Raw genomic sequence first — 19,238 nt, forward strand, 5'->3', positions numbered from 1 at the left:
GTTCACCAGAGTACTTCGTACGTCTGCCGATGGGCAGGGTGCGGGTGGAGGGCTGTGGATCAGTTTCCGGCGTAGGGCGAAACCACGACGTCGACCCGCTGGAACTCCTTGAGGTCCGAATAGCCGGTGGTGGCCATGGAGCGGCGGAGTGCACCGATCAGGTTGGAGGTTCCGTTGGTGTGGTGGCCCGGACCGAAGAGCACCTCTTCGAGCGGACCGACGGTTCCGATGTTGACCCTGTCGCCGCGAGGCAGTTCCAGGTGGTGGGCTTCCTGGCCCCAGTGCCAGCCCTTTCCGGGGGCCTCCTCCGCCCGGGCGAGGGCGGTGCCGAGCATGACGGCATCGGCGCCCATGGCGATGGCCTTGACGATGTCGCCGGAGGTGCCCATGCCGCCGTCGGCAATGACGTGGACGTAGCGCCCGCCGGACTCATCCATGTAGTCGCGGCGGGCGGCGGCGACGTCGGAGATCGCGGAGGCCATCGGCGAGTGGATGCCGAGGGCGCGGCGCGTGGTGGTGGTGGCGCCGCCGCCGAATCCGACCAGGACGCCGGCCGCACCGGTGCGCATGAGGTGCAGGGCGGGCGTGTAGCCGGCGGCACCGCCCACGATGACGGGGACGTCGAGTTCGTAGATGAACTGCTTGAGGTTCAGCGGCTCGTGGTCCTTCGAGACGTGCTCGGCGGAAACCGTGGTCCCGCGGATCACAAAGATGTCGACGCCGGCGGCCACCACGGTCTTGTAGTGTTCCTGGGTCCGCTGCGGCGTCAGCGACCCGGCCACGGTGATGCCCGCGGCGCGGATTTCGGCAAGGCGCGAGGTGATCAGCTCGGGCTGGATCGGTGCCTGGTAGAGCTCCTGCATCCGGCGGGTGACGGCCGGGCTGTTGGTTTCGTCGGCCAGCGCCCCGATCTCGTCCAGCACGGACTGTGGATCCTCGTACCGGGTCCAGAGGCCCTCAAGGTCCAGCACGCCCAGGCCGCCGAGCTTGCCGAGTGTGATGGCCGTCGCGGGGGACATGGCGGAGTCCATGGGTGCCGCGATGACGGGCATGTCGAACTTGTAGGCATCGATCTGCCACGAGACGGAGACATCCTTGGGGTCACGGGTGCGACGGTTGGGGACGATCGCAATGTCGTCCAGGGAGTAGGCACGACGCCCACGCTTGCCACGGCCAATCTCAATCTCGTAAGTCACTGCTCTAGGTTATCCCAGCTGAACGCCTGTCTGAGGACCGGGACACCGGGAGGCACGCCCCGACGACGCGGGCGTTGGCTACAGTGGCCGGATGGGCAGACGCTGGATCTTCGACGGACACATCGCCGGCATCGGAACCGCCTCCGGCCTGCGCGCGGTGGTCGGGATCTGGCAGGAGTCGCCCTTTGGGCCGTTCGCGGATGCGATGGTCCAGCTGCCGTCGGGGCGTCGGATACTGCTGGCTCCAACCGGGGACGTGGCTGAGTTCATTGCCGCCACCTACAGCTTCGAGGAGGTCCGCGTCGTCGACGCCGCTGCCGTGCTGGCCGGGCAGACGTTAAGGGTCGACGCCGGTCCCCTGGTAATCCGGGCCGGGATCGGGAGACGGGCCCTCCTGGGTGCGCTTCTGCGGACGGTGCCCAGGCCGCTTGCCGCGCACACCCGCTGGCTGACCGCTGTCAGCCCGCTGGCGGCCGTGGCCAGCCCGGGAGCCCGGACGTTCGGCACGGCGGGCAACGGCAGGCTCGAGTTTTACGGCGTGAGCGACCTGCACCACATCGGCTCCGCCGCCGTCCGCTGGGAAGGCACGGACGCGGGAACGCTGTCCCCCATCAACCCTCCGGTGACATTCGGGTTCAGCAGCGTTCCGCCGCGGCCCAGCCTGGCCCGGGTCCGGACCACCGTGGTGGAGGAATCCTAGCCGCCGGCTTCTGGGCCCACACCAGCAGGGCTCCCTGGCTGGGGAGCCGATTCGGCGAGGGCCCCGGGCCGAGCTTGCGAGGGCAGGGAGCCGGATTGGACTTGCGAGGTCAGGGGGCTGGTGGGGACACTGAGCTGGGACTCGAACATCCGGAAATAGCGGCCGCGGAGTGCCACCAGTTCCCGGTGCGTGCCCTGCTCCACGATCCGGCCGTCCTCCAGCATGTACACAATGTCCGCTTTCTCGATCGTGGCGAGCCGGTGGCTGATGGCGATGATGGTGCTGCTGCGCTCGGCGAACAGCCGGGTGAAGATCCTGTGCTCGGCCAGCGCGTCGATGGCGGAGGTGGGCTCGTCCATGACCATGAACGAGGCGTTCCGGTAGAAGTTCCGCGCCATGGCCAGCCGCTGCCACTGCCCTCCGCTCAGTCCGCTGCCCTTGCGGCCGCGCGGATCCTCCATCCAGTTGCTGACGTGGTTGTCCAGTCCGTTGGGCAGCTTGTTGATGAAATCCAGGGCCTCGGCATCGGCGGCCGCGCGGCTGATCCGCTCGTCGTTCCGGGGCGAGTCGACGTCGCCGAACAGGATGTTTTCGGCTGCGGTGGCGAACTCGTACTTAAGGAACTCCTGGCTGAGCACCGCCAGGTGGCGGTGCCAGGAGGTGACGTCGACGGCGGCGAGGTCCACGCCGTCGAGCATCACCTGGCCGGAATCCGGGCGGTAAAGCCCGGCCAGGATGCGGATCAGCGTTGACTTGCCGGCGCCGTTCTCCCCCACGATGGCGATGTGCTGGCCTTCGCTGATGGTCATGCTGATGCCGCGGATCACTTCGATGTCACTGCCGGTGTAGGTGAAGCGGATGTCCCGAAGCTCGACTGTCTTGGGAGCCTGCAGCAGCGGCGGCGCGTGGCTGGAATGCACGGGCAGCGCCATGAACAGCTCATAGTCCTTGAGGTTGGCGAGGTCCTCGTCGATGGAGCTGAGCGAGGACACCAGGTTGTTCGCGGTGGACAGGGCCCGGCTGACGATCTGCTGGACGTAGAGGAACTGGCCCACCGGCTGGGCCCGGGCGATGATCTGGCCCACCACCCAGATGAGCGAGACAACCTCCGCGGCGTATTGCAGGGCGTCGGCCGCCAACTGCTTGGGGATGTACCGCTTCTGGAAGTCCAGCCGGCGCTTCTCGTCGGCGTCCCGGAGCCGGGAGCGCAGGCCCATCAGGTACCCGACGATCCCGTACAGGCGCATCTCGGCAATGTGCTGCGGGCGGAGCAGGTTGGTTTCGATCATCCGCCGCTGCCGCCGCGAATCCACCTGGGTGTTCCAGTGCGCGATCTGCTCGCGGGACAGCTTGAACTGCAGGTACACGCTGGGCACGATCGCCACCAGCACGATCACCGCGATCCACCAGCTCACCAGCAGCAGTGCACCGATGGCCAGGATCACAGACACCAGCTGGGTGAAGATGGCCGCGATCCGGTCCAGGACCCTGGCATAGGAATCGGAGAACCGCTTGGCGCGGTCGTAAAGGTCCACCGTTTCCTTGTCGTCATAACGCCAGAAGTCCAGCGCCAGGAACCGCTCGTACATCAGGTCGCCCACGATGGCCCCCACCCTGAAGCTCATGAGCTGCTGGATGTAGCGGTCCACGCTGCTGAAGGCTCCCCAGAACAGGCCCAGCGCGGCGGTGATGATGACGTAGACGATGGCCTGCTGCCCGGCGCCGGCGTCCCCGTTATAGGCGGCGGCCAGCGCAGTGGTGGTCAGGCCGGCGAAGTACGTCGTGACCAGGGGCAGGACCGCCGAGATCAGCGATCCGGCCACTTTCATGAGCACGGCACCTGGCGATGCGCGGAAACTGACGCGGAGGACCTGGGCCACGGCCCGCGCATAGGGCTTCAGTGCCAACCGCCGCTGGGGTTCCCTTTTCGGGTTCAGTTCGGCGGGATGGCGTGGTTGGGACATGGCTCCAGCCTAGTGCCGCGCCCCGGGACGGTGTCGGTTAGTACTCCTCGCCGTATTCGTACTCCGGGAAGTCGAAGCAGGCACTGTAGCCTGCGACCCTCAGCGATTCCGGGCCGTCCTCAAAAGACACGAACAGGTGCGTGCCGTCGCTGTGCAGGAGGTCGATGCGCCGCGCCCCGTGCGGGGTCGCACCGTCTTCCACCTTCCAGCCGTCCCTGGCCGCCATCAACTCCACGACCTCATCCAGGATGGCACCGCGGTCCACACCGGCCCCAACTTCGGCTACAGCGTCCCCGGTCCACTTGCGCCGGTCCCCGCCAGCGCAGGGCATCAGGCTGGAAGTATCGTGGGCGAACGTGGACAAGACCGCATTCTCAGGCAGCAGCCCCAGGATTTCCTGCTCCAAGGACATGACTTTGGATTTAGCTGATTCGAGGCTGACGTCCGTATTCTGTCCGGTTCCAGGCTGGCTGCAGGAAACCACCATTGCCAGAAGTGCTGCTGCTCCGGCCAGACGCCACGCCGGCGCGGGTCTGGACCTACCGTTCACGGACACTCGCTCCCCCAATTTTCAGCCAGGTGTTCCGTGACCGAATATACAAGGCGGGGACGCAAAAGGAGGTGGGGAGAACTCCCCACCTCCTTTTCGACGTCGGCCTAGCGTGAACCGTAGTTCGGCGCCTCGACGGTCATCTGGATGTCGTGCGGGTGCGATTCCTTCAGACCGGCCGGGGTGATCCGGACAAACTTGCCGCGGGCCTTGAGCTCGGGAATGGTCGGGGAACCCACGTAGAACATGGTCTGGCGGAGGCCGCCCACCAGCTGGTACGCCACCGACGCCAGCGGGCCGCGGTAGGCCACCCGGCCTTCGATGCCCTCCGGGATGAGCTTGTCATCGCCGGAGACGTCCGCCTGGAAGTAGCGGTCCTTCGAGTAGGACGTGTTCTTGCCGCGCGACTGCATGGCACCCAGGGAGCCCATGCCGCGGTAGCTCTTGAACTGCTTGCCGTTGACGAAGATGAGCTCGCCCGGAGACTCGTCACAGCCGGCCAGCAGGGAGCCGAGCATCACGGTGTCAGCACCGGCGACCAGCGCCTTGCCGATGTCGCCGGAGTACTGGAGTCCGCCGTCGGCGATCAGCGGAACGCCGGCCGGAATGGCAGCTTTCGCCGATTCGTAGATGGCGGTGATCTGCGGAACACCCACGCCAGCCACGACGCGGGTGGTGCAGATGGAGCCCGGGCCTACGCCCACCTTGATGCCGTCGGCTCCGGCGTCGATCAGCGCCTGGGCGCCTTCGCGGGTGGCAGCCTGGCCGCCGATGATGTCCACGTGCGCAGCAACCGGATCTGACTTGAGGCGGCGGATCATGTCCAGCACACCCTGCGAGTGGCCGTTCGCGGTATCCACAAAGAGGGCGTCAACGCCGGCGTCCACCAGCTTCATGGCCCGCTCCCAGCCGTCACCAAAGAAGCCGATGGCGGCACCGACACGCAGCCGGCCCTCGTCGTCCTTGGTGGCCAGCGGGTACTGCTCGGCCTTGGTGAAGTCCTTGGTGGTGATGAGGCCTTTCAGGCGCCCCTGCTCGTCCACCAGCGGGAGCTTCTCGATCTTGTTCGTGGCCAGCTTGTGGGAGGCCTCTTCGCGGCTGATGCCGACGTGGCCGGTGACGAGCGGCATCTTGGTCATGACGTCGCTGACCAGCCGGATCGGGAAGTCGGATTCCGGCACGAAGCGGGTATCGCGGTTGGTGACGATGCCGAGGAGCCGGTTGCCGTCGTCGACCACGGGAAGGCCGGAGACGCGGTAGCGGGCGCACAGTTCGTCAAGTTCCTGCAGCGTGGCCTCGGGGCCGACGGTGAGCGGGTTGGTGATCATGCCCGACTCGCTGCGCTTGACGCGGTCCACCTGGTCGGCCTGGTCGTCGATCGCCAGGTTGCGGTGGACGACGCCGAGGCCGCCCTGGCGGGCCATGGCGATGGCCATCCGGGACTCGGTGACAGTGTCCATGGCCGCGGAAAGCAGCGGCGTCTGGACGGTGATGCGCTTGGAGATCCGGGACGACGTGTCGGCGTCGGAGGGGATCACGTCGGTGTGGCCGGGAAGCAGCAGGACGTCGTCGTACGTCAGGCCGATGAAGCCGAAGGGGTCGTGCTCGGGCTGGGTCATGAGTGCGCCTCTTACCTTGGTTTACAGGTTCACGGGTAGGGGTTGCAGCCGATGACCAGCCCGTCATTACGGGACTGGCCTGTGCAGGGTTGGCTTGGGGCCAGGAGGTGGTTCTGGAGGAATTGAATTAATACTAGAACCTTGGCGGCGATCCCCATATTCCGCGCTGGCATTGTGAGCAAGGGCACTACCGCATGCCGGCTATTTCCACCCCGTGGCGGCCAGGAGCCGCTTTTCGAACATCGGAATCATGGACTGGACGTACGTCTTGGTGAGGTGGTTGTCGTCCTTGTAGACGTAGACGTTGCCCACCACGGCCGGGCAGATGCCGTCGGCGCAGATGAAGTCGCTCATGTCCATCAGGTGCAGCCCGTCCACCTTGCCCCGGTACGCGTCCAGCGGCGACTCGGCGGCCAGTGATTCACCCAGGGGCGGGTTGCACTCCGGCGCGTCGGTGCCGTACTTCTGGACGCATTCGGGCATGTTGATGGCGAAGCGGGGGTTGTCCCGGACCCCGACTACGTCCATTCCGGCGTCAGTGAACGGCTTGATGCCCTCCAGGTAGCCGGGCACTTCGGTTTCGAACGGGGCTTCCTTGTGCGTGAGGGATGCCACGGTGAACACCGCGTCCGGCTTGTGCTCCATGACGTATGCGGCGCTGGCCTTGTTGAAGGCGTTGCACTCGGCGTCGCGCTCCGGGGATTCGGCGCCGAACCGGCAGTTCCCCTTCAGGAGGGTGACCACCTCCCAGCCGTGGTCCCTGGCGATGGGGCCGAGCGCGGCCATGTACTGCTGCGCGTGGGAGTCGCCCAGCACCACGATCCGCTTGGTGACCTTGTCCGGCTTGCTGTTCTGCAGGCAGCCGTTGAGCAGCGGGTCGCTGGGGACGTTTTCGTCGGTGCACAGCCCGTCGATGTCCGCCCACTCGTTTTTCATGGCGGCCGGTGCCGGAATCACGGTGGCCTCCGGCGTAGGCTTGCCGGCGTTCTCCGGCGCCAGTGCGGCGGCGCCCGGAGTCAGCTCCCGCGGCTGCGCCGCTGCTGCCGCTTCCTCGGCGTTCAGCTTGGTTTGCCACAGCGCGACCGGCCCGGCCAGCAGGGCGCCGCAGGCAACAATAACGACGGCGGTGCGCCAGGCCCGCAGTTGCGGCCAGTGCCACTCGCGCAGCGGCTTTTCCACGAAGCGGGTGGTCAGCACGGCCAGGACCACGGAACCAGCCACAATGGCGAGGCCCTGAACCAGGTTGGGCGCCGCGATGCCGGTGCCCGCCAATGCCAGCACCAGGACCGGCCAGTGCCACAGGTACAGGGCGTAGGAGTTGTCCCCCAGGGCCACCAGCGGCCTGGAGCACAGGATCCGGTCCACGCCGAACCGGCTGCCGCTTTGCCCGGCGGCGATGATCGCAGCCGCGGCCAGCGTGGGCCACAGCGCAATGAAGCCCGGGAAGGACCGGTCCACGGTGAGGAGCAGGCCGCAGGAGATCATGGCGGCGAGCCCTGCCCAGCCCAGCACCACGCGCAGCGCCTTCCCCGGTTTCAGGTAGGGCAGCGCCAAGGCCAGCAGCGATCCCAGCGCGAACTCCCACAGCCGGGTCCGTGTGTCGAAGTAGGCGTACGCCTGGTTGCCGGCGGTCTGGTCGATGGAGAACACCAGGGAGGCGACGAAGATGCCGCTGAACGCCACCATCAGAACGGTCCGGTAGCTGACTTCCCGGCGTCGCTGCAGCAGCCGCCACACCAGGGCGGAGCCGGCGAAGATGAGGGGCCAGAGGATGAACACCTGGCCCTGGATGGACAGGGACCAGAAGTGCTGAAGCGGGCTGGCTCCGGAGTGGTTCTGCGCATAGTAGTCCACCGCGCTGTTGGCCAGCAGCCAGTTCTGCCCGTAGAGGAGGGACGCCCACGCCTCATTGAGGACGTCGGGCCAGCGGCTCTGCGGCAGGACCAGCCAGGTTCCGGCGAGCACGCCCAAAATCACCACGACGGCGGCTGGGATCAGCCGCTTGAAGAGGTGCAGCCAGTGGCTCACGAGCCGCAGCGGCGTGCCCTTCTCCACCTTGCGGACGAACGACAGGGTCAGCAGGAATGCGGAGATGAGGAGGAAGATGTCGACGCCGCCGGAAACCCGGCCGAGCCACACGTGGTAGGTGACGACCATGAGCACCGCGAGGGCGCGAAGGCCCTGGACCTCAGGCCGGTAGCCCGGCTTGCCCTTCAGGCGGGCAGCCCGCGGTTCATGGTTTTGTCCCCCTGCCGGCTCCTCGCGCGGCATGCTTCTCATCGGGTCAGTCGATCTCGCTTCTGGCACAGATAACCCCTCAAACGGCAGCACAAAGTACCCATGTTACCGATTCGTGACATTCGAGACGAATCAAACGCCCGGGGTGTGATCCGCGTCTCAGCAGGGCGGATACCTGTTTCATGGGCACTATAGAGTCGGCCCCTAGGGGATTTAGCGGCGTGGGATTGGAGAACCCGGTGATTGTGCAGATGCGCATTTGCGTTCCGGCCGAACTGACAACTCTCGTGGCTGACCTGTGCCAGCAGCAGGCCGGCACGGCCGAGGTTGCCCTGCATACGGGCGCCTCGATCCTTCCCAAAGGCGACGTGTTTGTGGTGCACGTTGCCCGGGAATCGGTGGAGGAGCTGATGGAGAAGCTCCGCGCCCTGAAGATTGAGAGTCTCGGTTCGGTTGCCCTTACAGCTCCGGACCTGGTTCTCTCCGACAGGGCCGACAAGGCTGAGGAAACGGCGCCCGGGGAAGGCGCCGACACGGTGATCTGGGACGAGGTGTCGCGGCAGACCGGTGAAGAGTCCCGGCTCAGCTGGACTTTCCTGTCGTTCCTTGTGCTTGCCACCCTGCTCGCGGCCATCGGCATAGTCACCGACTCCACCATCGCCATCGTCGGTGCCATGGCCGTGGGGCCGGAGTTCGGGCCCCTGGCGGCGCTGGCTGTGGCTGTGGTGCGGGGAAACTGGAGTCTCGGCGGGCGCGCGGCGCTTGCCCTCGGTGTGGGCTTCCCTATCGCGATGCTCAGCACCGCGCTGATTACGTGGCTTGCGCTGCCCGCGGACCTCTTTCCGCGTGACGTGCTGGACCGTGCCCCGGCGGCCGAGTTCATCTACCACCCGGGACCGTTTTCGCTGATCGTGGCTGTCCTCGCCGGCGCCGCCGGGATGCTTTCCGTGATCAGCGGGCGCTCGGCCGCCCTGATCGGCGTCTTTATTTCGGTGACCACCGTGCCCGCGGCCGGCTTTGTTGCCGTGGCGCTGGTCCTAGGCGAGTTCAGCAAGGCGGCCGGCTCTGCCCTGCAGCTGCTGGTGAACCTCGGCGGCATCGTGGCCGCCGCCGTCGCGGTCCTGTACTTTTACCGGCTGGTCACCAAACGGCTTCCCGACGGCGTCGCGCTGCGGCTGCGCGGCCAGGCCATTCGCGCCCGGAGGTAGAGGGCGCTTAACGCCGGACGCAGGAAGCGCAAAGGAGGCCCGGCCAGCAACAGCTGGACCGGGCCTCCTTGTGAAACCGCGGGAGCGGGCAGCAGCCTAGTGGCTGTGGCCTGCGTGCTCGTTTTCCTCGGCGGGCTTCTCGGCCACGAGGGTCTCGGTGGTGAGCACCAGCGCAGCGATGGAGGCTGCGTTGCGCAGGGCGGCGCGGGTGACCTTGACGGGGTCGATGACGCCGGCCGCGATCAGGTCCTCGTACTCGCCGGACTTGGCGTTGAAGCCGTGGTGGACGGCGGATTCCGCAACCTTGGCAGCGACGACATAGCCGTCAAAGCCTGCGTTCTGGGCGATCCAGCGCAGCGGCTGGACCAGTGCACGGCGGACGATGCCGACGGCAGCAGCCGCGTCACCCTCGAGTGCCGTGACAGCCGGGTCCTCGTCGAGTGCCTTCAGTGCGTGGATCAGGGCGGAACCGCCACCGGCCACGATGCCTTCTTCGAGGGCGGCGCGGGTGGAGGACACTGCATCTTCGATACGGTGCTTCTTTTCCTTCAGCTCAACCTCGGTGGCTGCGCCGACCTTGATCACGCCGATGCCGCCGGCCAGCTTGGCCAGGCGTTCCTGCAGCTTTTCCCGGTCCCAGTCGGAGTCGGTGCGGGTCAGCTCGGCGCGCAGCTGGGCAACGCGTGCTGCGACGTCCTCGGCCGAACCAGCGCCGTCAACGATGGTGGTGTTGTCCTTGGTCACCGTGATGCGCCGGGCGGTACCCAGCACCTCGAGGCCCACGGAGTCCAGGCTCAGGCCCAGCTCAGGGGACACCACCTGGGCGCCGGTCAGCGTGGCGATGTCCTGCAGCATGGCCTTGCGGCGGTCGCCGAAGCCCGGAGCCTTGACGGCAACCACGTTCAGGGTGCCGCGGATGCGGTTGACGATCAGCGTGGACAGAGCCTCGCCGTCGACGTCCTCGGCGATGATGAACAGCGGCTTGGAGCTCTGCAGCGCCTTCTCCAGCAGCGGCAGGAATTCCTGCACCGAGGAGATCTTGCCCTGGTTGATCAGGATGAGGGCGTCCTCGAGGACGGCTTCCTGGCGCTCGGTGTCGGTGATGAAGTACGGGGACAGGTAGCCCTTGTCGAACTGCATGCCTTCGGTGAGAACCAGTTCGGTCTGCGTGGTGGAGGATTCCTCGATGGTGATCACACCATCCTTGCCCACCTTGCCGAATGCCTCGGCGAGCAGCTCGCCCACCTCGTCGCTCTGGGCGGAGATGGCGGCAACGTTGGCCACCTGGGTGCCCTCGACGGGACGGGCGTTCTCCAGCAGGCGTGCTGCGACGGCCTCGACGGAGACCTCGATGCCGCGCTTGATCTGGCCCGGAGCGGCGCCGGCAGCAACGTTGCGCAGGCCTTCCTTGACCAGTGCCTGGGCGAGCACGGTAGCTGTGGTGGTGCCGTCACCGGCGACGTCGTTCGTCTTGGTGGCGACTTCCTTGGCCAGCTGGGCGCCAAGGTTCTCGTACGGGTCGTCCAGCTCGATTTCCCGGGCGATGGTTACGCCGTCGTTCGTGATGGTGGGGGCGCCCCACTTCTTGTCCAGCACGACGTTGCGGCCGCGGGGACCAAGCGTCACCTTAACCGTGTTGGCGAGCTTGTCGATGCCGGCTTCAAGCGACCGGCGGGCAGCGTCGTTAAACGCAAGCTGCTTTGCCATGGTTTGTCCTTTCAAGACAGAACCCCGCGCAGCCGCCCGGTCAGACAGAAATCAGACGCGGACGGCGGCACGGGGATCCAAAGAGTTACTTAACGACGATCGCCAGAACGTCGCGGGCGGAGAGCACGAGGTACTCGGTGCCGCCGGTCTTGACTTCAGTTCCGCCGTACTTGGAGTAGATGACAACGTCGCCAACGGCTACGTCGACCGGTACGCGGTTGCCGTCTTCGAAGCGGCCGGGGCCTACTGCAACAACTTCGCCTTCCTGCGGCTTCTCCTGGGCGGAGTCCGGGATGACCAGGCCGGAAGCCGTGGTCTGCTCGGCTTCGAGCGGGCGGACAACAATACGATCCTCAAGAGGCTTAATAGAGACCGACACTCGGACCTCTCCTTTTCGTCAAAATTCATGGACATTAAAACTGTTGCGCCATGGCGGCAGACCGTCGTCGCGGTGCCGGCAGCAGCCAGGCTGGCAGCTCTTCGTGTGTTAGCACCCTCCTAGGGAGAGTGCTAATGATGACTCTATGTAAGGGGTTAGCACTCGGTCAAGGCGAGTGCCAGAAATTCATCCGTCGTAACCCGCGGGACGCCTTGGATCAGCGCCCGGCCAGGTCGTCGAAGCCCAGGTCCTCGCCGCCGTCAGCGTCGTCGTCCCCCGCTTTCCGCTGTGCGCGGACAAGCACGACGGCGGCCGCCGCCGCAGCCACGACCGACACGATGAGCACCACGATGCCGCCCACACGCGCGCCCAGGTACAGGTCCCGGATCTGCCGGGCTTCCTCGGTGGCGTCGCTGATGTTCTTGCCGCCAACGGAGTAGACGGTGGCATTGAAGGAGTCCAGCAGGAAGATGATCACCAGCAGGACAAGACAGACGACGGCCACCACTGCTCCGGCGATCAGCGCGGGGCGTGCATACCGGACCAGGCGGCTATGCTGCGCCGGGCCGGAGTTGGTGCTTTCGGGCTGATCGGGGGTGGGCGTTTCGCTGGATTCCATTCAGACCACCCTAGCGGGAAGAGCTTGGGGCGGCCGCTCCACTAGGCTTGATCCCATGTCTGAAGCACCGCAGGACCAGATCGCCCCGCTCCTCACGGAAGAAGGATGGGAGCTGCTGGCCTCGCTCGGACCCTACCGGGAGGACCGCTCCTTCGCCCTCAACTCGAGCCTCCGCAAGGCCGGCCACTCCCCCGAACTCGTGTCCGCGGTCCTGACGCAGTCACGGCTCCGGACCAGGGCGGAGGCCAAGTTCGGCGAGTTCGCCCGGCAGATGCTGTTCACCCAGGCCGGCCTGGAGCAGGCCACGCGCCTCAACGTCGCGGCCCGGCACGCCCAGCGCTTTGCCCAGGCGGGCATCCGCCACGTGGCCGACCTGGGCTGCGGCCTCGGCGCGGACGCCATGGCGCTGGCGTCCCTGGACATCGCCGTGACCGCTGTGGAGGTCGACGAGACCACCGCCGCGTGCGCCACGATTAACCTCATTCCGTTTCCGCACGCCACGGTGGTCCATTCGGACGCGACTTCCGTGGCGCTGGAGGACGGGGCGGGCGTCTGGCTGGACCCCGCCCGGCGCACCACCACCACGTCCGGCACCAAGCGGATCTGGGACCCCGAGGCTTTCTCTCCGCCGCTGTCCTTCGTGGAGTCGCTGGCGGCCGCGGGGCGCGCCGTCGGCGTCAAAATGGGGCCCGGCATGCCGCACGAGTCGGTGCCTGGCGGCTGCGAGGCGCAGTGGGTCTCGGTGGGCGGCGACGTCACGGAAGTCACGCTGTGGTTCAACGCTGTGGCCCGTCCCGGAATTCGGCGGGCCGCCCTGGTGATCGGCGCAGGGGGGGCCGCGGAGCTCACCAGCGGGGACGGTTTCGACGCCGGACCCGTGGCCCCCGTGGGGCCGGTGGAGGGCTTCCTGTACGAGCCGGACGGCGCCGTCATCCGTGCCGGGCTCGTGGCCGACCTGGCCCTCGACCTGGGCGGCCACCTCGTGGACGAGCACATCGCCTACATCTGCGCCCCGGAGCTTGTGGACACGCCGTATGCCCGGGCCTACCGGGTCCTGGAGGTCATGCCGTACAACGTCAGGGCGCTCAAGGCCTGGGTCCGGGAGAACGGCGTCGGCGTGCTGGACATCAAGAAGCGCGGCACGTCGGTGACACCTGAGGAGCTGCGCAAGCAGCTGCTGCCCGGGAGCAAGGGCGGCGGTAAAGCCGGCGGCAAGGCCGCGGGCAAAAAGACAGCCACCCTGGTCCTCACCCGGATCGGGGAAGAGCGAGTGGCTGTCTCCGTGGAGCCCGTTTAATCACTGGCTCATCACTGGGCCCCTCAGTTACTGGGCGCGGACGAACGCCTCGGCATCCCGGACCTGCTCCTCGGTGGGGCGGATTCCCGTGTACAGCACAAACTGCTCCAGCGCCTGGATGGTGGCCACCTCGGCCCCGGTGATGACCTGCTTGCCGGTCCCCCGGGCCGCCTTGATGAGCGGCGTTTCCGCCGGCAGGGCCACGACGTCGAAGACCACTTTGGCTGCCTCTATCGTTTCGGCGGGGAAGGACAGTGCGTCGGCCTCCGGCCCCCCGGCCATTCCCACGGGCGTGACGTTGATGACCATGTCGGCGGTGGCATCCGGGCCGGCGCCCAGGTCCGCCCGCCAGGCAAAGCCGTAGAGGTCGGCGAGCGCACGGCCGGCTGCCTCGTTGCGGGCGATGATGGTCACGTCCTTGAACCCCGCGTCGCGCAAGGCCGCGGCTGTTGCCTTGGCCATGCCGCCGGCGCCCTTGAGCAGCACCGAGGACTCCGCCGGCACGGCGTTGCGCTGCAGCAGCTGCTCGATCGCCGTGTAGTCCGTGTTGTACGCCGTCAGCCGCCCGCCGTCATTGACGATGGTGTTGACGGAATCGATGGCCTTGGCGGACGGGTCCATGGCGTCCACCAGGGCGATCACGTCCTCCTTGTAGGGCATGGAGACGGCGCAGCCCCGGATCCCCAGGCCGCGGACGCCCGCGATCGCCTGGGCCAGGTCGGTGGGCGCGAAGGCCTTGTAGATCCAGTTCAGGCCCAGCTGGTCGTACAGGTAGTTGTGGAAGCGGGTCCCGTTGTTGCTCGGCCGGGCCGAGAGGGAGATGCACAGGGTCATGTCTTTGTTCAGTATCGGCACTCCTCCATTAAACGGCGGCACTGCCTTTGTTACCTGCAGCCCGGTGTTATCGGCAGACTGTTGTTATTTTGCAGCCGGTTGCTGTTTGCAGCCGGTTCCGGGTCGGTGGGGTCCGACGGCGGCCGGCAGCTTTCCGGGGGCGGTGGCCTTGCCTGCCAGGACGGCCAGCAGCGCCTTGTACGCTCCGGGTGTCCGGCCGTAGAGGGCGATCTTCGTGGGCGCGGCGGACTGCGCCAAGGGCCACGGCGCGTCCAGGGCCACCGCAACATCGCCCCTGGCAGGGCTGCCGCCGTAGCCGATCAGGGTGACCAGCGGACCCGTCCCCAGGGTGATCCCCGCGTCCTTGGCGGCAGCGGCAAACCGGGCCCGGTCCACTGGCGTGCCCCCTGCCACGCGCACGTGGCCGCGCACGGTAGCGCCCTTGCACCGGCCGGAGACCACCGTGATGGCCCGTGCCGAAATTTTCGCGGAAAGCGCCTCGCCGCTCCCCGGCGCCGCCGGAGGCTTCGGCTGTGCCGTCCGTCCCCGCCAGATCATCATGGTGACCACCCGGCGGGCCGCTTCCTCGAGTCGCGAGAGCGGGAGCTTCCCCTCGGTGACAGCCCGGACGACGGCGGCATGCGCGGCGGGGGCATCAGCCGGCATCAGCAGCAGGTCCGCCCCGGCCTCCAGCGCGGCCGGGGCTGCTGAGCCGCGGGGATAACGGCCGGCCACCGCGCCCATGTTGAGCCCGTCCGTGACCGCCACGCCCTTGAAGCCCAGGCCGCGGAGCGCCTTGTAGGTTGCCTTCGAGATGGACGCGGGCACCCCCGGGTCCAGGGCCCGTGCCGCGATGTGTCCGGTCATGATCATGGGGGTTCCTGCCTTGACGGCGGCCTGGAACGGCTGCCAGTCCCGCGCCTTCAGCTGCGCGAGGGTGGCGTTCTGGACGGGGAGACCCTTATGCGAATCGGTGGTCACCGAGCCGTGTCCGGGAAAGTGCTTGACAGCGGGCAGCACTCCGCCGGCCAGCATGCCTTTGGCGAAGCCGGCACTCAATGACGCCGCGGCACGGGCGTCGGCGGACATGGACCGCGCGCCGATGGTGGGATCGGCGGGGCCCATCGTGACATCGGCTGCGGGCGCGAAGTCTACGGTAAAGCCCAGCGGCGCGAGTTCTGCCGCGAGCCCGGTGCCCGCTTCCGCGGCCAGGGGCACGCTGCCGGCCGCGCCGTAGCTCATGGGGGTGGGCCAGCGGGTCAGCGGCGCGCCGACGCGGCTCACGGCTCCGCCTTCCTGGTCAACGCCGATCAGGCCAGGCCAGGTGCGGCCGCCGGAGCGGGAGGCCTTGTCCAGCCGGCGCGTCACCCCGGCGAGCGCCGTGACATCCACCAGGCCAGTGGCCGTTCCGGGCACGTTGTCGGCCATGATCATGGACCCGGCAAGGTGGAGGCGTTCCACCATGGCAGCTTGGGCTTCATGGTTGAGGCCGGTGTAGAAGGGCAGGAGCACCTGCCCTGCCTTCTCCTCCAGGGTCATTTTCGCCACCGCCCCGGCGGCAGCCTCGGCATCCCGCTGCTGCGGGCCCCAGCCCAGCGCCGCAGTTTCCTTCGTTGCAGGCTGCGCCGCGGACGGGGCCGCGCTGTGCGTGCCTGTCTGCGGCGAAGCGGTCTGCGGCGTCCCAGGTGAGCCGGAGGCGGAAGCCCCGGGCGCCGTCGTCGTACGTTGTTCTGGTTCAGGTGCTGGCGGCGCAGTGCATGACGCGACGGCGAACAGCGCCGTGAGCGCTGCCGCTGTCCCGGCGGATGCAATGCCGGAACGTTTTTGGGGGGATTTCGGGCGGCTGGTTGTGTGAACAGTCTCACGCGCCCTGTGTAGCCAAGCCATCTCTTCGATGCTACCCCTGCACTAGACTTGGATGACCGTTCCCCTGCCAGCCGTTCGCCAGGAACGGACGGCACCCGGACCAGACGTCATTAGGCCAGCACACAGCGAGGAACACATGAAGATTGATTTCGCTTCATCCAGGCAATCAACTCTTGGTGTGGAATGGGAACTCGCGCTGGTGGATGCGCAGACCGGCGAATTGGCGTCCGTGGCCAACGAGGTCCTGCGCGGGGTGGTGGCACGGCATCCCGAGCTCAACGAGGATGACGAGCACCCGCACATCAAGCAGGAGCTGCTGCTTAACACCGTGGAGCTGGTCACCGGCATCTGCGAGACCGCCGCCGAAGCGAAGGAAGACCTGGCGCGCTCCCTGGCCGCCGTTCGTGAAGTCACGGACCCGATGGGCGTGGAAGTGTTCTGCGCCGGAAGCCACCCGTTCAGCCCTCCGCAGCTGCAGCCGGTCACGGATAAGGAACGCTACGCCAAGCTGATCGACCGCACACAGTGGTGGGGCCGGCAGATGGTCATCTACGGGGTCCACGTCCACGTCGGCCTGGACCGGCGCAGCAAGGTCCTCCCCGTGCTCGACGGCCTGGTCAACTACTTCCCGCATTTCCAGGCACTGTCCGCGTCCAGCCCGTTCTGGGGCGGCGAGGACACCGGCTACGCCTCGCAGCGGGCCCTCATGTTCCAGCAGCTGCCGACGGCGGGACTGCCGTTCCAGTTCCCCAGCTGGGAAGAGTACGAGTCCTACGTCCAGGACATGTTCACCACCGGCGTGATCGACACCATCTCGGAGATCCGCTGGGACATCCGCCCGGTGCCGGCGCTGGGCACCATTGAGATGCGCATCTGCGACGGCCTGGCCACGCTGGAGGAAGTGGGCGCCGTGGCGGCCCTGACGCAGTGCCTGGTCCACGAATTCTCCGACACGCTCGACGCCGGCGGCAGCATTCCCACCATGCCGCCATGGCACGTCCAGGAAAACAAGTGGCGGGCCGCCCGCTACGGCCTGGACGCGATCATCATCCTCGACGCCGAGGGCCACGAACAACTCGTCACGGATCACCTGCTGGAGACCGTGAACCGGCTCGAACCCATCGCCGCGAAGCTGGGCTGCCCGGACGAGCTGGCCGACGTCGAAAAGATCATCAGCCGCGGCGCGGGCTACCAGCGCCAGCGGCGGGTGGCGGCCGAAAGCGGCGGAAACCTCCAGGCCGTGGTCCTGGACCTCGTGAAGCAGATGCGGAACGGCCCCACCGCGTAAGGGCGCCTTCTGTGCCGCCGGACCCAACTAGGTAGCAGTTGAGGGCGTTCCCAGCGCCGAGAACGCCCTGTCCTGCGACCTACTTGGCGCGGATACCGTGGTGACCGGCATGGACGAGTCCGGCGCAAAATGTATGCCGCTGGGTTCGATGCCGGCCATGACCAGCTGCGCGCCGAGTGCGGCCACCATCGCGCCGTTGTCCGTGCACAGGTCCAGCGGCGGAACGTGCAGGGTGATGCCGGCGGCGGAGCAGCGCTGTTCGGTCAGCTGCCGCAGCCGCAAATTGGCGGCCACTCCCCCGCCCAGCAGCACGTCCGTGATGCCACGCTCGCGGCAAGCCAGGACCGCTTTGGATGTGATGACATCAACCACGGCTTCCTGGAACGCTGCGGCGATGTCCGCCACCGGCACGGGCTCGCCGGCGGCTTCGAATTGCTCCACGCACCGGGCCACCGCGGTCTTCAATCCGCTGAAGGACCAGTCATACCGGTGGCGGCCGGGCTCCTCCGCGGTGCCCATGTATTTGGGCTGCGTCAGTCCCCGCGGGAACCGGATGGCCTTGGCGTTGCCTTCGCGCGCCAGCCGGTCAATGGCCGGACCGCCGGGGTAGCCCAGGCCCAGGATCCTGGCGACCTTGTCGTAGGCTTCTCCCGCTGCGTCGTCGATGGTGGAACCGAGCAGCTCGACGTCGTCCGTGATGCTGCGGATCCGCAGGATCTCGGTGTGGCCGCCGGACACCAGGAGGGCGCCGAGGTTGTCGGGCAGTATTGGCTTGTCCGCGCCGTTACCGCCGGTACTGCCGGTACTGCCGGTGCCGCCGCGGGGGTTCAGCAGGCCGACCCCCACGTGGGCCACCAGATGGTTGATGGCGTAGAGCGGCTTGCCCGTGGCGACGGCCAGCGCCTTTGCAGCGCACACGCCGACCATCAGTGCTCCAGCCAGCCCGGGTCCGGATGTCACGGCGATGGCGTCGACCTCGTCCAGTGTCACGTCCGCCTCGGCCAGGGCGGCCTGCAGGGCAGGAACGAAAGCGTCCAGGTGGGCGCGCGAGGCGATTTCCGGGATGACCCCGCCAAACCGGACGTGCTCCTCCATGGACGAGGACACGGTGTTGGTCAGGAGATCCGTGCCGCGGACGATGCCTACGCCCGTTTCGTCGCACGATGACTCAATGCCCAGTACTAGCGGCTGCGAGCGGTTCATTTCTGGTCTGCCTCCGTCGGAGCGGTCTCGCCGGCGCGGCCGGCTTCGTCAGTCTGCACGGGCCGGGGTCCGGCGCCGGGGATGGTGTCCTGGTGCAGGATCCCGCTGTGGAGGGCGAGCACGTCCTCCAGCTGAAGCCGCATGATCAGGGCGTCCACGCCGTCGCGGTAGTACCTTTTCCGCACGTGGATCTGCTCGAAGCCAAAGCGGATGTACAGCTGCTGGGCGCGCGGATTGTCGGCGCGGACCTCGAGCAGGATGTCGGCTGCACCGCGGCGCCGCCCCTCGGCGATCAGGTCGGTGAGGAGTGCGGTACCGATGCCCCTGCCCTCATATTCGGGGACGACGGCGATCGTCTGGACGTCGGCGATCGGTTCGACGCACATGAGTCCCGCATAGCCAACGATGCCCTCCGGCCCTTCTGCCACAAGGTACCTGCGGGTCTCCGGCTGCATCAGTTCGTCCGTGAACATCTGCAGCGGCCACGCGTCCACCGGGAACAGCCGGACCTCCAGTTCGTGGACGGCAGGGATGTCGGCGGGAAGCATGTCGCGGATGGTCACGCCCGAG

The 19,238-nt window shown here is 67.4% G+C and carries 16 protein-coding genes; 4 read left to right on the plus strand and 12 right to left on the minus strand.

The features are described 5' to 3' along the window. Positions 1–59 precede the first annotated feature (59 nt). Positions 60–1,196, minus strand: coding sequence for a GuaB3 family IMP dehydrogenase-related protein (locus ABRP34_RS06990; protein ID WP_003805272.1), 1,137 nt, complete (start codon positions 1,194–1,196; stop codon positions 60–62). Positions 1,197–1,287: 91 nt separating this feature from the next. On the opposite strand from ABRP34_RS06990, the gene ABRP34_RS06995 reads away from it, so the two are divergent. Beyond that, positions 1,288–1,896, plus strand: a complete 609-nt coding sequence (locus ABRP34_RS06995; protein ID WP_353712694.1) for a hypothetical protein — start codon at positions 1,288–1,290, stop codon at positions 1,894–1,896. On the opposite strand, the gene ABRP34_RS07000 is transcribed toward ABRP34_RS06995, so the two are convergent. The 4 genes from ABRP34_RS07000 to ABRP34_RS07015 all read right to left on the minus strand — a co-directional run bounded on the left by ABRP34_RS07000 (position 1,893) and on the right by ABRP34_RS07015 (position 8,300). Continuing rightward, positions 1,893–3,860: an ABC transporter ATP-binding protein gene (locus ABRP34_RS07000; protein WP_353712695.1), complete on the minus strand. Its 1,968-nt coding sequence runs from the start codon at positions 3,858–3,860 to the stop codon at positions 1,893–1,895. The two genes, ABRP34_RS06995 and ABRP34_RS07000, sit on opposite strands and share 4 nt — an antisense overlap. Before the next feature lie 37 nt (positions 3,861–3,897). After that, a complete protein-coding gene (locus ABRP34_RS07005; RefSeq protein WP_245531560.1) occupies positions 3,898–4,272 on the minus strand; it encodes a hypothetical protein in 375 nt (124 codons plus the stop codon). Positions 4,273–4,517: 245 nt separating this feature from the next. After that, positions 4,518–6,029, minus strand: coding sequence for an IMP dehydrogenase (guaB, locus tag ABRP34_RS07010; protein WP_353712696.1), 1,512 nt, complete (start codon positions 6,027–6,029; stop codon positions 4,518–4,520). A 201-nt stretch (positions 6,030–6,230) separates the two neighbouring features. After that, positions 6,231–8,300, minus strand: coding sequence for an acyltransferase family protein (locus ABRP34_RS07015; protein ID WP_353712697.1), 2,070 nt, complete (start codon positions 8,298–8,300; stop codon positions 6,231–6,233). A gap of 149 nt (positions 8,301–8,449) precedes the next feature. On the opposite strand from ABRP34_RS07015, the gene ABRP34_RS07020 reads away from it, so the two are divergent. Continuing rightward, positions 8,450–9,475 (plus strand): DUF389 domain-containing protein, encoded by a 1,026-nt coding sequence (locus ABRP34_RS07020; protein ID WP_353712698.1) that lies wholly within the window; start codon positions 8,450–8,452, stop codon positions 9,473–9,475. Between the two features lie 96 nt (positions 9,476–9,571). On the opposite strand, the gene groL is transcribed toward ABRP34_RS07020, so the two are convergent. The 3 genes from groL to ABRP34_RS07035 form a co-directional block, all read right to left on the minus strand. Then, positions 9,572–11,182 carry a chaperonin GroEL gene (gene groL, locus ABRP34_RS07025; protein WP_003805287.1) on the minus strand — a complete coding sequence of 537 codons (1,611 nt, stop codon included), beginning with the start codon at positions 11,180–11,182 and terminating at the stop codon, positions 9,572–9,574. 85 nt (positions 11,183–11,267) lie between these two features. Continuing rightward, positions 11,268–11,561 (minus strand): co-chaperone GroES, encoded by a 294-nt coding sequence (gene groES, locus ABRP34_RS07030; RefSeq protein ID WP_003805290.1) that lies wholly within the window; start codon positions 11,559–11,561, stop codon positions 11,268–11,270. A gap of 217 nt (positions 11,562–11,778) precedes the next feature. Next, positions 11,779–12,180, minus strand: coding sequence for a hypothetical protein (locus ABRP34_RS07035; protein ID WP_353712699.1), 402 nt, complete (start codon positions 12,178–12,180; stop codon positions 11,779–11,781). Between the two features lie 55 nt (positions 12,181–12,235). Between ABRP34_RS07035 and ABRP34_RS07040 the strand changes: the two genes are divergently transcribed. Then, positions 12,236–13,477 (plus strand): class I SAM-dependent methyltransferase, encoded by a 1,242-nt coding sequence (locus ABRP34_RS07040; RefSeq protein ID WP_003805293.1) that lies wholly within the window; start codon positions 12,236–12,238, stop codon positions 13,475–13,477. A 27-nt stretch (positions 13,478–13,504) separates the two neighbouring features. On the opposite strand, the gene ABRP34_RS07045 is transcribed toward ABRP34_RS07040, so the two are convergent. Both ABRP34_RS07045 and ABRP34_RS07050 read right to left on the minus strand, forming a co-directional pair. After that, the gene (locus tag ABRP34_RS07045) at positions 13,505–14,311 is read right to left on the minus strand and encodes a shikimate 5-dehydrogenase (RefSeq protein WP_353712700.1); all 807 of its coding nucleotides are present in this window, start codon (positions 14,309–14,311) and stop codon (positions 13,505–13,507) included. 84 nt (positions 14,312–14,395) lie between these two features. Then, positions 14,396–15,850: a glycoside hydrolase family 3 N-terminal domain-containing protein gene (locus tag ABRP34_RS07050; RefSeq protein WP_353713323.1), complete on the minus strand. Its 1,455-nt coding sequence runs from the start codon at positions 15,848–15,850 to the stop codon at positions 14,396–14,398. Positions 15,851–16,313: 463 nt separating this feature from the next. On the opposite strand from ABRP34_RS07050, the gene ABRP34_RS07055 reads away from it, so the two are divergent. After that, the gene (locus ABRP34_RS07055; protein WP_353712701.1) at positions 16,314–17,465 is read left to right on the plus strand and encodes a glutamate--cysteine ligase; all 1,152 of its coding nucleotides are present in this window, start codon (positions 16,314–16,316) and stop codon (positions 17,463–17,465) included. A 27-nt stretch (positions 17,466–17,492) separates the two neighbouring features. Here the strand turns inward: ABRP34_RS07055 and tsaD are convergent, their stop codons facing one another. Then, the gene (gene tsaD, locus ABRP34_RS07060) at positions 17,493–18,668 is read right to left on the minus strand and encodes a tRNA (adenosine(37)-N6)-threonylcarbamoyltransferase complex transferase subunit TsaD (RefSeq protein ID WP_353712702.1); all 1,176 of its coding nucleotides are present in this window, start codon (positions 18,666–18,668) and stop codon (positions 17,493–17,495) included. Further along, positions 18,665–19,216, minus strand: a complete 552-nt coding sequence (rimI, locus tag ABRP34_RS07065) for a ribosomal protein S18-alanine N-acetyltransferase (RefSeq protein ID WP_353713324.1) — start codon at positions 19,214–19,216, stop codon at positions 18,665–18,667. Before rimI ends, tsaD begins: the two co-directional genes overlap by 4 nt. Positions 19,217–19,238: the final 22 nt, after the last annotated feature.

The sequence above is a fragment of the Arthrobacter sp. K5 genome (assembly GCF_040448525.1).
Lineage (GTDB): Bacteria > Actinomycetota > Actinomycetes > Actinomycetales > Micrococcaceae > Arthrobacter > Arthrobacter globiformis.

What these genes read in the sequence shown, in the direction of transcription:
- groL (WP_003805287.1), bottom strand. Translation starts at nt 11,182, where the DNA reads ATGGCAAAGCAGCTTGCGTTTAACGACGCTGCCCGCCGGTCGCTTGAA.
- ABRP34_RS07000 (WP_353712695.1), bottom strand. Translation starts at nt 3,860, where the DNA reads ATGTCCCAACCACGCCATCCCGCCGAACTGAACCCGAAAAGGGAACCC.
- ABRP34_RS06995 (WP_353712694.1), top strand. Translation starts at nt 1,288, where the DNA reads ATGGGCAGACGCTGGATCTTCGACGGACACATCGCCGGCATCGGAACC.
- ABRP34_RS07015 (WP_353712697.1), bottom strand. Translation starts at nt 8,300, where the DNA reads ATGCCGCGCGAGGAGCCGGCAGGGGGACAAAACCATGAACCGCGGGCT.
- guaB (WP_353712696.1), bottom strand. Translation starts at nt 6,029, where the DNA reads ATGACCCAGCCCGAGCACGACCCCTTCGGCTTCATCGGCCTGACGTAC.
- ABRP34_RS07055 (WP_353712701.1), top strand. Translation starts at nt 16,314, where the DNA reads ATGAAGATTGATTTCGCTTCATCCAGGCAATCAACTCTTGGTGTGGAA.
- ABRP34_RS07005 (WP_245531560.1), bottom strand. Translation starts at nt 4,272, where the DNA reads ATGTCCTTGGAGCAGGAAATCCTGGGGCTGCTGCCTGAGAATGCGGTC.
- rimI (WP_353713324.1), bottom strand. Translation starts at nt 19,216, where the DNA reads ATGCTTCCCGCCGACATCCCTGCCGTCCACGAACTGGAGGTCCGGCTG.
- ABRP34_RS07035 (WP_353712699.1), bottom strand. Translation starts at nt 12,180, where the DNA reads ATGGAATCCAGCGAAACGCCCACCCCCGATCAGCCCGAAAGCACCAAC.
- ABRP34_RS07040 (WP_003805293.1), top strand. Translation starts at nt 12,236, where the DNA reads ATGTCTGAAGCACCGCAGGACCAGATCGCCCCGCTCCTCACGGAAGAA.
- ABRP34_RS07050 (WP_353713323.1), bottom strand. Translation starts at nt 15,850, where the DNA reads ATGACCCTGGAGGAGAAGGCAGGGCAGGTGCTCCTGCCCTTCTACACC.
- tsaD (WP_353712702.1), bottom strand. Translation starts at nt 18,668, where the DNA reads ATGAACCGCTCGCAGCCGCTAGTACTGGGCATTGAGTCATCGTGCGAC.
- ABRP34_RS07045 (WP_353712700.1), bottom strand. Translation starts at nt 14,311, where the DNA reads ATGACCCTGTGCATCTCCCTCTCGGCCCGGCCGAGCAACAACGGGACC.
- ABRP34_RS07020 (WP_353712698.1), top strand. Translation starts at nt 8,450, where the DNA reads ATGGGCACTATAGAGTCGGCCCCTAGGGGATTTAGCGGCGTGGGATTG.